Below are 11692 nucleotides of genomic sequence, written 5' to 3' on the forward strand. Positions count from 1 at the left end.
TGCGGGCGGCCGACGACACGACGGTGACCGAATCACCGCCGGCGGGCCTCCCGCCTGATGCCGGCGCGCGCGGCGCGAATTTCGCCGCTCTTCGCGCCGGTAACCCCCCTCAAACAAGACGCATAAGTGGGAACGCTCCCACGGCAACGGAGGCTAGGGATGGGACCTTTCGTTCGTCAAGAGTCATGGAAGTTTCTGTCCGTTATTAGACCCAGGACGGGGAATGTGAGGATATTGCCGCAGATCGCGGACAATATGGGCTACAACCAGCCAAATCGCCCTATCGCCGAGGATTGACAGCACCCCTTACCCCACCTACGCTCCGTGGGAGCGCTCCCAGAATGGGTGCTCCTGTCCCTAGGCCGGGAACCCGGTGACCGAGCGCGCCCCTCCGTCAGTGACGCACCAGGAGCGGACCACCTTTGACCGTCACCGCCGCCGCACCCCCTCGGAGCCCACGGCCCGCCGTGAGCGACCAGGATCTCCGCTCGCTGCTTCTCATCCGGCACTTCGAGCGAGCCCTGCTCCGCCTGTTCGAGCGGGGTGTGCTGAGCGGCACCACCCATACCTGCCTCGGGCAGGAGTACGTCCCGGTCGCCCTTTCGGCCCTGCTCCGGGACGACGACTTCGTGTTCAGCAACCACCGCGGGCATGGTCACTTCCTCGCCCGCCATCCCGACCCGGACGGCCTGCTCGCCGAGATCATGGGCCGGGAGGGCGCTCTGTGCGGAGGCGTCGGCGGCAGCCAGCACATCTACCACCAGCGCTTCCTGTCCACCGGCGTACAGGGCGAGAGCCTGCCGGTGGCGACCGGGGTGGCCCTGAAACTGGCCGGCACGGGCGCGCTGGCCTGCGCGTACATCGGGGACGGCACCTGGGGTGAGGGCGCCGTCTACGAGGCGCTCAACATGGCGTCCCTGTGGCGGGTGCCGCTGCTGGTCGTGGTGGAGCACAACGGCATCGCCCAGTCGACCCCGACGTCCGTCCAGATGGCCGGCACGATCGCCGCCCGGGCGGCGGCCTTCGGCGTCCGCCACCACCACATCGCCTCCACCGACGTCGATGAGATCAGGGCGGGCCTCGCCCCGCTGGTGGACGCCGCACGGGCCGAGCCGTCCCCGCTGGTCGTGGAGTTCGCCACCCACCGTCTCGGACCGCACAGCAAGGGCGACGACACCCGCTCGCCGGAGGAGATCCGCCGGGTCCGGGAGTCCGACTGGTACGACCGGTACGCCGAGGCCGATCCCGAGCGGTTCGCCCGGATCGACGGGGAGCAGCGCGACCTCGTCGAACGGGTGGTCGCCGAGGTCTCCGCCCGGCCCGCCGCCTCGGCCGCCCCCACTGCCCTCGCCGCTCCGTCGCCGGAGGGCCGGTCGTGACCAGAGTCTCCGAGCACCTCAACCAGGCGCTGCACGATCTCATGGAGTCCGACCCCTCGGTCCACCTGCTCGGCGAGGACGTCAGCGACCCGTACGGCGGCGCGTTCAAGGTGACCCGTGGGCTGTCCAGCCGGTTCGGTTCCCGGGTGCGGTCCACTCCGCTGAGCGAGGGCGCCATCGCGGGGGTCGGCGCCGGGCTGGCCCTGGCCGGCGACAAGGCCATCGTCGAGATCATGTTCTCCGACTTCGTGGCCCTGGCGTTCGACCAGATCACGAACTTCGCCGCCAAGTCCACCTCGATGTACGGCAGGCCCGTGCCGGTGCCGCTCGTGGTCCGCTGCCCCACGGGCGGCAACCGCGGCTACGGCCCCACCCACAGCCAGAACCCGCAGAAGCACTTCATCGGGGTGCCGGGGCTGTCCCTGTTCGAGATGACGCCGTTCCACGACGCCGGCGACCTGCTCACCCGGATGTTCGAGCTGGCCCGGCCCTGCCTGTTCTTCGAGGACAAGGTCCTCTACACCCGGCAGATGCACGACACCGGCGACCTGTTCCGGTTCGAGGTGACCGACGACGTGGCGCGGGTGTACGTCGACGGCGCGGGCCCGCCCGACTGCACGCTGGTCACCCACGGCGGGCTCGTCCACCGGACGCTCGACGCCATGCGGGCGCTGCTGCTGGAGGACGAACTGGTCTGCGAACTGCTCGTGCCGGCCCAGCTCTACCCGGTGCCCCACCTGCCCGGGCTGGAGGACGCGCCGCACGTCTGCGTTGTGGACGACGGCACCGAGGGCGGCACCTGGGCGGCCGAGGTGGCCACGGCGCTCTACCCGCGCCTGTGGGGCCGCCTGCGCCGCCCGATCACCCTGGTCAACTCGGCGGACAGCGTGATTCCCGCCGCCCCCCATCTCGAACGCGAGGTGCTCGTGCAGGCCGGCCACATCCGGGCCGCGGTTCGGGAGGCCCTGTCGTGACCGGCTTCCCCGTGCCCAAGCTCAACAACAACGACACGACGTACGTCCTGGTCGAGTGGCTGGCCGAGGACGGCCAGGCGGTGCGCGACGGTGATCCGGTCGTGCTGCTGGAGACGTCGAAGGCCACCGAGGAGGTCGTCGCCCCGCGGGACGGCGTCCTGCGGCGGCTGCTCGCCGAGGGCGCCGAGTGCGAGCCGGGGCAGGTGATCGCCCAGTTGCTGGGGCCGGGTGACGAGGCCGCCCCGGAAGACCCGGCAGGCACCGTGAGGAGTACGGGAAGCGCGGAGAGCGCGGGCGGCGACCCGCGCGGGCCGGGCCTCCCGGCGGCGCCCGGCGACTCCGTTCCGGGCGGTCCCGGCGGCGCGGGTACCGGCGACGGCTCCGGCGTCGTCGTCACCATGCCCGCCCGCGAGCTGATCGAGGCGCACGGCGTCGCGATGGAGCGGGTGTACGCCCTGGGCCGCAAGGTGATCAGGCGGGCCGACGTCGAGGAACTGCTCGGCGGCCCGGCGCGCCCCTCCCCCACCGGAAGCACCGCCACGAGCGGAGGCGCGTCCGGGAGCGACCGGCCGAGCACGCCGGGGCACGTGGACGGCCTCTCGGCCACGGCCCACCCGGCCCCGGCCGGCTCGACCCCGAACGGTGCGGGCCGGGCCGAGTTCACCCTGGCCGAGGCGGCGCCCGACGGCGCGGGCCGGGACGACGACGCGGAGTGGATCACGCTGTCCCGGGCGCAGCAGCGGACGGCCGAGGTCGTCGAGCGGTCCCGGCGCGAGATCCCCGCGGCCTTCACCGTGATGAGCGTCGACGTGACCGAGGTGCTGTCGCTCGCCCGCGACCTCACCCGGAGGCTGCGCGCCCTGGTCGGCCTGCCCGAGATGGTGGTGAAGGCGACGGGTGGGCTGCTCGACCGCTTCCCGGTGTTCTTCGCCCAGCCCGGCCCCGGCCCTCGCCCGCGCCTGCGGCGGGCCACCGCCGCCAACGTGGGCGTGACTGTCGACGTGGGCCGGGGGCTGTTCATCCCGGTCGTCCGTGACGTGGCCGACCGGCCGCTCGCCGAGATCGCCCGCGACCTGGTCGGTTTCCGCAAGACGGCCCTCACCGGGTCCTTCCGGGAAAGCGACCTCGAAGGAGGCAATATCACGCTCACCCTGCACACCAGCGACGGCATCGTGCACGCCGTCCCGATCGTCTTCCCCGGCCAGACGTGCGCGCTTTCGCTGACCGCGCCCCGCCCGGAAGTCGTCCCCGACGGCTCGGGCTTCGCCGTACGGAAGACCGCCGCGATCGGCCTCGCGTACGACCACCGTTTCGTCAACGGCCGCGACGCCGCGGAGTTCCTCGGCGAACTCCGGTCGGCGCTCGAATCACCCGCGCGTTTCCTCACCGAGAATGGTTGACCTCATCCCCTCCCTGAAGGGAGGGCATTCCGACCGTCACCGGGCGGGTTTCCTGCTTCATTGCCGGTCGCCTCGTCCGAGAGGGCTCTCGTCGAGGTCTTACACCAGCTCCACAGGCGTTTCACCTCTCCGCCGGCCCGGCGGCGAGGACATTCTTGGCGGCGTTGACGTTCCGGCGCCGGTCGGCGATCCGGGCGCGGGCGACCTTCAGCCGGGCCCTGGCCCGGTTCGCGCTGCCCGCCGCTTTACGCGCGAGCGAGCGCTGGGCCTTGCCCATGCGCCTGCGGCCGGCCCGCTCATGGCCGGGGTTGGTGACCCTGCCGTCCTGGTCGGTCAGATCGGGAATCGGACGGGCCTTGTTGTAGACGACACGCACACACCCGAACGTCCGGGCAAGCTCGGACGCCTGCTCGGGAGTCGGGTAGAAGCGGTACCGGTAAGCCCGCCTCACGATCTGCGCCACGCCGCACATCAAGCCACCCGCCCGGCCAAGGTTCGCACCTTTGTTCGTACGGCGTTCCGCCTGGCAGACAACCGCCTGCCCATGCCCCGCTCCGCAAGGGGTCCGATTCCGCTCCCGCCCGAAGGCGGGGGTATCCACCGGAGGTTCTCATGAACTCACCCGCACGGTTTCCGACCGACTTCGTCTGGGGTGCGTCGACCGCGGCGTACCAGGTCGAAGGCGCGACCACGGAGGACGGCCGCGGGCCCTCGGTGTGGGACACGTTCTGCGCGGTTCCCGGAAACGTGCTCGACGGCGACAACGGTGACCAGGCCGCCGACCACTACCATCGCTACAACGACGACCTGGACCTGATCGCCGATCTCGGTCTGGGCAGCTACCGCTTCTCGATCGCGTGGCCGCGGATCCAGCCGACCGGCTCGGGCAAGGCCAACCAGAAGGGCCTCGACTTCTACCGCAGGCTCGTCGACGGGCTCGTCGAACGCGGCATCCGGCCGATGGCCACGCTCTTCCACTGGGACCTGCCGCAGGCGCTGCAGGACCGAGGGGGCTGGGAGAACAGGGACACCGCCGAGCGCTTCGCCGAGTACGCCGAGATCTGCTTCGACGCCCTGGAGATCAGGGACTGGCTGACCATCAACGAGCCCAAGACGGTCGTCGACTGCGGCTATCGGGAAGGTCAGCACGCGCCGGGCTTCAAGGACGACGCGCGCGCGTTCGTCGCCTGCCACCACCTGCTGCTCGCCCACGGCCTCGCCTCGCGGGTGCTGCACGAGCGGCACGCGGGACGCCGGATCGGGCCGGCGCTCAACCTCCACCCGACGTACCCGGCCGACGACACTCCCGAGGCGCTTGAGGCGGCCCGACACCAGGACGGCCTGGAGAACCGGCTCTACCTCGACCCCATCTTCAAGGGCTCCTACCCCGAGGACACGCTGCGCTGGATCTCCGAGCGTGGCCCGATGGCCGATTACATCCTGGACGGCGACCTCGCCGTCATCAGCGAGCCCATCGACATCCTCGGCGTGCAGTACTACACGCCGATCTTCGTGGACGCCAAGGGCGAGCGGGTCTTCCTGCACGAGCGGACCCAGGCCGAATGGCTGGAGGTCTACCCCGAGGGCTTCCACGACATCCTGGTGCGGGTGCAGCGCGACTACCCCGGCGTACCGATGATCATCACGGAGAACGGCCTGCCCACGGAGGACGCGCCCGGCCCCGACGGCCGCGTCCGCGACGAGCGGCGCATCACGTTCCTGCGCGACCACCTGGCCGCCATGCACCGCGCCATGGAGGACGGCGCGCAGGTGGAGGGTTACCACGTGTGGTCGCTGCTCGACAACTTCGAGTGGGCGCAGGGCTACAGCCAGCGTTTCGGCATCGTCTACGTGGACTACTCGACGCAGAAGCGCACCCCCAAGGACAGCGCGCTCTGGTACCGCGACGTCGTGAAGAGCGGCGAACTGCGCTGACGCGAGGGCCGCGCTCCGCGCGGTCGCGGCGGCACCCGCCTCGCAGGGCCCTCGCAGGGCCCTCGCAGGGCCGTGCCACCCGCCCCGCAGGGCTGTGCCATCCACCCGGCCGGTTCCGCCCCGGCCGGCCGCCCTCGCCGGATCCGGCTCCGCGGGCCCTGACTCCGGGCCGCCCGTCCGCTGCCGGGCCCACGGGCTCGGCATGCTCTGCCCATCGCTCCGGGCCGCCCGGCCCGGAGAGCACGGCGCGCACACCCGCGTGTTTCGCACGCGCCCGCCGGCCCTCGCCCGGCGAGGGGCGGCGACACGTGCCGTGAGCGGCTGAAACTTTCAGCGCGGTCAGGTGGGCGGTTTCCCATGCACGTGCAGCGAGACGCCGTGGAACGGCAAATTCAAAGCCGTTATACCGATCTACACCACAATCCCGGAATAAGTTGACGCGTTCGTCGGAAAGACTTAGCTTTACCTCCGGTGGGAGCGCTCCCACTCATCCCCCACCCCGCTTGGATCAAGGGCGATGAGCTGGGATAAAGTCCCTGCACACCGGCAGATGACCCGTTTCTTGACCTCGCGTCAGCGAAAGGACTCCCCCCGTGCCTGATTACACGATCACCGGCGGCGGCTACCAGGCCACGATCAGCGAGCGGGGCGGCGCGCTCCGGGTGCTGCGTCACGGAGACCGCGACCTGGTGACGAGCTGGCCGGAGGGCGGGCCGGTCCCCTACTACAGCGGCACGATGCTCGCTCCCTGGCCGAACCGGGTGGTCGGGGCCGAGTACGCCTTCGACGGACGGCGTCACCACCTGCCGGTGAACGAGCCCGACCGCGGTCACGCCCTGCACGGCCTGGTCTCCGACCGCGACTGGGAGTGCGCGGAACTGCTCGTGGTGGAGGACCACCACGGCCACGTCCGGCTGACGTACATCGTGGAGCCGGTCGAGGGCTATCCCCACAGGATCTCCCTGGAGGTGCGGCACGCGCTCTCCGAGGAAGGCCTGTCCACCACCCTGACCGCGCAGAACGTCGGCGAGAGCGCCGCGCCGTACGGCTGCGGGCCGCACCCCTGGCTGCTCGCCGGGCCGGACGTGACCACGTACGAGCTGGAGCTTCCGGCCGGCCGGGTGCTGCTCACCGACGAACTGCTCGCCCCCACCGACCTGGTGGACGTGGCGGGCACGCCGTACGACTTCAGGGCCCCGCGTGTCATCGGGGAGACCGCCGTCGACCACGCCTTCACCGGCGTGGCGGACGGCCGGGTGCGCGTGCGCGGCCCGGAGGGCGGGGTGGACCTGACCTGGGACCCGGCGGTCATGCCGTGGGTGCAGATCTGCACCGGTACGGGGCTCGGCCACCAGGGGCTGGCCGTGGAGCCCATGACCTGCCCGCCCGACGCGTTCAACTCGGGCACCGATCTGATCGTCCTGCAGCCGGGGGACAAGCACGAGGCCACGTGGACCATCGCGGCCGTCAACGAGGAAGGCTGATGGACAGCAGGACCAAGAGACGACTGTCCCCCGCGCAGCTCGGCGAGATCGCCCGTGACGCGCTGGGCTGCGGGCTGACCTCTTCGGAAGAGCTCACCGACGGCTTCGCCAACGCCGTGTGGCGGCTCGGGCTGGACGACGGGCGCCAGGTGGTCCTCAAGGTGGGGCCGCCGCCGGACCTCCGGATGCTGACCTACGAACGGCACCTGCTGCGCACCGAGGCGATGGTCTACCACCTGGCCAAGCCCGCGGGGCTGCCGATGCCCGACCTGCTGCGCGCCTCGTTCGACGACCCGGCTCTCGGCGGCGACTACCTCGTCCTGTCCGCCCTCGACGGCACCTCGTGGAGCGACACCCCTCTCGGCCCGGCGGAGGAGAACGCGGTCCGGTTCGAGCTGGGCCGCCATCTCGCCCGGCTGCACGCTATCCCGGGCACCGGCGTCTTCGGCTACCCGTACGCGGGGCTGACCGGCCGGACGTGGCGGGACGCGTTCCTCGTCATGATGGGCGCGGTGCTGGACGACGCCGTCCACTACAACACCCGGCTCCCCGCGACGATCGTGGAGATCGCCGGGCTCGTCCACAGGAACACGCACGTCCTCGACGAGGTGGTCACCCCGGCGCTGGTCCACTTCGACGTGTGGCCCGGCAACGTGTTCCTCGACGGCGACCGGCGCATCCAGGCGGTCATCGACTTCGAGAGGGCCTTCTGGGGCGATCCCCTGGCCGACTTCGTCACTCCCACCCTGTTCGGCGAGTTACGCGAGGACGACCCGCTGCTCGTCGGCTACCGGGCGGAGGGCGGTGAAGCGGACCTCGGCGACGGAGCCCGGATCCGGCTCGCCCTCTACCGGGTCTACCTCTACCTGATCATGCTCGTGGAGGACGGCCCCCGGCAATACCCGGAGGAGTCCTACGGCCGCATCCGCGACCTGTCCACCCGATCACTCGCGAGCTCCCTCGACACCCTGAGGGCCGGCCTGCGACAGCACGGGCCACACGCCCGCGTCTGAACCGGGCTCCCGCCCGGCCCGTCACACTGTCCGACGGGCACGCCACACCCCCGTGACCACCCAGGGTCACGGGGGTGTGGTCCGTTCCGGGTCAGGCGTCCAGCACGAGGGACTGCGAGCCGCAGCCGGTGCCGGTGTGCGGTTCGGCGTCGCCGGTCGCCGCGACGGCCGCGGGGGCGCCGACGGTCACCGAGGCCACGAAGGCCAGGACCATCGCTCCGGCCGCGACACGCGGCGCGCGGGGGACACGAGCAATCACGACGACTCCTCACAGCCGACTCTACTGATCACAAAATAGCGCGCCGTGGTCCGCTCCGGTAGGCCCGCTTCTCCTCGCCCCTCCCCGCTCCCGGGGGTCACCATCTGGTGGCCTGCCGGGTATGGAGTCCCCGAGCCGCTCGTGCGACAATCTCAACGGGTGATGAATTATGGACACGACATGTGTAATCGCGGGCGGCGGGCCCGCGGGGGCCATGCTCGGGCTGCTGCTGGCCCGTGCGGGCGTCGACGTCACGCTCCTGGAGAAACACGCGGACTTCCTGCGCGACTTCCGCGGCGACACGATCCATCCCTCCACCCTTCAGGTGCTCCACGAGATCGGGCTGGCCGAGGCGTTCCACCGGCTGCCGCACTTCGAGGCGCGCACCATGTCCCTGGAGACCGACGAGGGCCGGGTGCGCATCGCCGACCTGAGCAGGCTGCCCGGCAGGTACAAGTACATCGCCTTCGTCCCGCAGTGGGACTTCCTCGACCTCGTGACCGGCGAGGCGCGCCGCTACCCCAACTTCCGCCTGCTGATGAACGCCACGGTCACCGACCTCGTACGGGACGGCGGCGCCGTCCGGGGGGTGCGCTACCGCGACGAGCACGGCGCGGAGCACGAGATCCGGGCCGCGCTGACGGTGGCGGCGGACGGCCGGAACTCCGTCCTGCGGCAGGCGGCCGGTCTCGCGCCCCGGCGGTTCGGCGCGCCGATGGACGTCGTCTGGTTCCGGCTGTCGCGCGAGGCCGGCGATCCGGGGCAGCCGTTCCTGCGGGCGTCGGCCGGCGAGCTCATGGTCGCCATCGTGAGGGAGACGCACTGGCAGCTCGCCTACGTCATCCCCAAGGGCGGCTTCGAGGCGCTGCGGGCGCAGGGGGTCGCGGAACTGCGCGACCGGGTGCGGCGGCTGCTGCCCTTCCTCGGCGGCCGGGTGGACGAACTGCGCTCCTTGGACGAGGCCGGCGTGCTGCGCGTCGAGGTGAACCGTGTCTCCCGCTGGCACCTGCCCGGGCTGCTGCTGATCGGCGACGCGGCCCACGCGATGTCGCCGATCTTCGGCGTCGGGATCAACCTCGCGGTGCAGGACGCCGTCGCGACGGCCAACATCGTCGGGCCCGCCCTCCTGCGCGGCCGGGCGCCCTCGGCGCTGCTGGCGAGGGTGCAGCGCCGCCGTCGGATACCCACGGTCGTCGTCCAGACCGCGCAGCGGCTGGTGCAGGACCGGTTCGTCCGGCCCGCCCTCGCCTCCGGCGCCGTACGGCGGATTCCCGATCTCACCCGCGTGCCGGTGGTCCGCTCGCTGCTGCCCAGATTCGTCGGCCTCGGCGTGCTCCCCGAGCACGTCCGTCTTCCGCCACGAGTGAAAGGATCTCAGCAGATGGACAAGGAGGGGGCCACAGGGGACGCGGTGCAATAACCTTGGTGTCCGTGAGCGCATCGAACCTCGACACCTGGCGTGACCTGTCCGCGGCCCAGCAGCCCGACTGGCCCGACCGCGGTGAGCTCGACAAGGTCGTCGCGGAGCTGGCCGGCCTGCCTCCGCTGGTCTTCGCGGGCGAGTGCGACCAGCTCAAGGACAGCATGGCCGCGGTCGCCCGCGGCGAGGCGTTCGTCCTGCAGGGCGGCGACTGCGCCGAGACCTTCGCGGGCGCCACGGCCGAGAACGTGCGCAACAAGCTCAAGACGCTGTTGCAGATGGCGATCGTGCTGACCTACGCCGGCCGCGTCCCGGTCGTCAAGATCGGCCGGCTGGCGGGCCAGTTCGCCAAGCCGCGCTCCAAGCCCACCGAGGTGCGCGACGGCGTCGAGCTGCCCGCCTACCGGGGTGACATGGTCAACGGGTTCGACTTCACCCCGGAGGCCCGCCGCCCCGACCCGAACCGGCTGCTGCGCGCCTACCACTCCTCGGCCGTCACGCTGAACCTCGCGCGGGCCTTCACCAAGGGCGGGTACGCCGACCTTCGCCAGGTGCACGCGTGGAACCAGGACTTCGTCGCCGAGTCCCCGGCCGGGCGGCGCTACGAGCAGCTCGCGCGGGAGATCGACCAGGCGCTCGCGTTCATGCGGGCCTGCGGGGCCGACCCCGAGGAGTTCCACACCGTCGAGTTCTACTCCTCCCACGAGTCCCTGATCCTCGACTACGACCGGGCGCTCACCCGGATCGACTCCCGTACGGGCCTGCCGTACGACGTGTCGGCGCACATGGTGTGGATCGGTGAGCGCACCCGGCAGCTCGACGGGGCGCACGTGGAGTTCTTCAGCCGCATCCGCAACCCGATCGGCGTGAAGCTCGGCCCGACGACCACGCCGGAAGAGGCCATCGCGCTGATCGACAAGCTCAACCCGGACAACGAGCCGGGGCGGCTCACCTTCATCACGCGGATGGGCGCCGGGAAGGTGCGCGACGCGCTGCCGACGCTCGTCGAGAAGGTCAACGCGAGCGGCGCGACCGTGGCCTGGGTGTGCGACCCCATGCACGGCAACACGTTCGAGGCGCCGAGCGGCCACAAGACCCGCCGGCTCGACGACGTGCTCGACGAGGTCGCGGGCTTCTTCGAGGTCCACCACGCCCTCGGCACGCACCCCGGCGGCATCCACATCGAGTTCACCGGCGACGACGTGACCGAGTGCGTCGGCGGCGGGCACGCGATCGTGGAGGAGGACCTGGCGCTGCGGTACGAGACGGCCTGCGACCCCCGCCTCAACCGCGGTCAGTCGCTCGATCTCGCCTTCCGCGTCGCGGAGCTCTACCGCTCCAGCTGAAGTCGGGAGCTGAAGTCCGGCTGAGACCGGCACCGTCGCCCCGGCCGGTCCGCGTCCGGGGTGACGGGAGGGCCGGGCCGACACGGCCCGGCGCCTCAGCCGTTCTTGGCCTCCGCCTCGATCTGGGCACGGATGGAGTCCATGTCCAGCGCGCGGAGCTGACTGATCAGGTCCTCGAGCGCCGGCTTGGGAAGCGCGCCCGGCTGCGCGAACACCACGATGCCGTCCCGGATCGCCATGATCGTGGGGATCGCGGTGATCTCGAACCCCTCCGACAGGCCCGGCTGCGCCTCAGTGTCGATCTTGCCGAACGTGATGTCCGCGTGCTCTTCCGACGCCTTTTCGAAGATCGGTGCGAACGATCGGCAGGGGCCACACCAGGACGCCCAGAAATCGAGCAGTACGATGCCGTTGTCGGCGATGTCGTTGAAGTTCTTCTCGGTCACCTCGACGGTTGCCATGGGCGACTCCTTTCAGTCGGT

General features: G+C 71.3%; 10 protein-coding genes and 1 pseudogene. 8 read left to right on the plus strand and 3 right to left on the minus strand.

What is annotated here, in order from left to right; translation table 11 throughout:
* The first annotated feature begins 467 nt into the window (after positions 1-467).
* From FED44_RS15085 to FED44_RS15095, 3 genes are read left to right on the plus strand one after another with little or no spacing between them, the layout of a single operon-like run.
* On the plus strand, positions 468-1379 hold the full coding sequence (locus tag FED44_RS15085) for a thiamine pyrophosphate-dependent dehydrogenase E1 component subunit alpha (protein WP_244301948.1): 912 nt from the start codon (positions 468-470) through the stop codon (positions 1377-1379).
* The gene (locus tag FED44_RS15090) at positions 1376-2353 is read left to right on the plus strand and encodes an alpha-ketoacid dehydrogenase subunit beta (RefSeq protein WP_111701027.1); all 978 of its coding nucleotides are present in this window, start codon (positions 1376-1378) and stop codon (positions 2351-2353) included. Before FED44_RS15085 ends, FED44_RS15090 begins: the two co-directional genes overlap by 4 nt.
* Entirely contained in the window at positions 2350-3753 is a 1404-nt protein-coding gene (locus FED44_RS15095; protein ID WP_138461064.1) for a 2-oxo acid dehydrogenase subunit E2, read from the plus strand. Before FED44_RS15090 ends, FED44_RS15095 begins: the two co-directional genes overlap by 4 nt.
* Before the next feature lie 352 nt (positions 3754-4105).
* On the opposite strand, the pseudogene FED44_RS38620 reads toward FED44_RS15095, so the two are convergent.
* Positions 4106-4216: pseudogene (locus tag FED44_RS38620) on the minus strand (helix-turn-helix domain-containing protein); the annotation flags it as partial.
* A gap of 149 nt (positions 4217-4365) precedes the next feature.
* Between FED44_RS38620 and FED44_RS15105 the strand changes: the two are divergent.
* From FED44_RS15105 to FED44_RS15115, 3 genes are all read left to right on the plus strand, one after another.
* Entirely contained in the window at positions 4366-5688 is a 1323-nt protein-coding gene (locus FED44_RS15105) for a GH1 family beta-glucosidase (protein ID WP_111701029.1), read from the plus strand.
* Positions 5689-6281: 593 nt separating this feature from the next.
* Entirely contained in the window at positions 6282-7172 is an 891-nt protein-coding gene (locus FED44_RS15110; RefSeq protein ID WP_138461065.1) for an aldose 1-epimerase family protein, read from the plus strand.
* Positions 7172-8185 (plus strand): phosphotransferase family protein, encoded by a 1014-nt coding sequence (locus FED44_RS15115; protein ID WP_111701031.1) that lies wholly within the window; start codon positions 7172-7174, stop codon positions 8183-8185. Before FED44_RS15110 ends, FED44_RS15115 begins: the two co-directional genes overlap by 1 nt.
* 91 nt (positions 8186-8276) lie before the next feature.
* Here the strand turns inward: FED44_RS15115 and FED44_RS35800 are convergent, their stop codons facing one another.
* Positions 8277-8444, minus strand: coding sequence for a hypothetical protein (locus FED44_RS35800; RefSeq protein WP_165900698.1), 168 nt, complete (start codon positions 8442-8444; stop codon positions 8277-8279).
* Between the two features lie 169 nt (positions 8445-8613).
* Here FED44_RS35800 and FED44_RS15120 point away from each other — a divergent pair, with 169 nt between their 5' ends.
* Together FED44_RS15120 and FED44_RS15125 are read left to right on the plus strand one after the other, a co-directional pair.
* Positions 8614-9864 carry an FAD-dependent oxidoreductase gene (locus tag FED44_RS15120; RefSeq protein ID WP_111701032.1) on the plus strand — a complete coding sequence of 417 codons (1251 nt, stop codon included), beginning with the start codon at positions 8614-8616 and terminating at the stop codon, positions 9862-9864.
* Between the two features lie 11 nt (positions 9865-9875).
* On the plus strand, positions 9876-11210 hold the full coding sequence (locus FED44_RS15125; protein WP_396700325.1) for a class II 3-deoxy-7-phosphoheptulonate synthase: 1335 nt from the start codon (positions 9876-9878) through the stop codon (positions 11208-11210).
* 95 nt (positions 11211-11305) lie between these two features.
* Here FED44_RS15125 and trxA read toward each other — a convergent pair whose 3' ends face one another.
* Entirely contained in the window at positions 11306-11671 is a 366-nt protein-coding gene (gene trxA, locus FED44_RS15130; protein WP_111701033.1) for a thioredoxin, read from the minus strand.
* Between the last annotated feature and the right edge of the window lie 21 nt (positions 11672-11692).

This window comes from Microbispora triticiradicis (assembly GCF_005864065.1).
GTDB classification, from domain to species: Bacteria; Actinomycetota; Actinomycetes; order Streptosporangiales; family Streptosporangiaceae; genus Microbispora; species Microbispora triticiradicis.

Excerpts from the sequence above, each read along its gene's own strand:
- FED44_RS15105 (WP_111701029.1), top strand. The coding sequence starts at position 4,366 with ATGAACTCACCCGCACGGTTTCCGACCGACTTCGTCTGGGGTGCGTCG.
- FED44_RS15115 (WP_111701031.1), top strand. The coding sequence starts at position 7,172 with ATGGACAGCAGGACCAAGAGACGACTGTCCCCCGCGCAGCTCGGCGAG.
- FED44_RS15120 (WP_111701032.1), top strand. The coding sequence starts at position 8,614 with ATGGACACGACATGTGTAATCGCGGGCGGCGGGCCCGCGGGGGCCATG.
- trxA (WP_111701033.1), bottom strand. The coding sequence starts at position 11,671 with ATGGCAACCGTCGAGGTGACCGAGAAGAACTTCAACGACATCGCCGAC.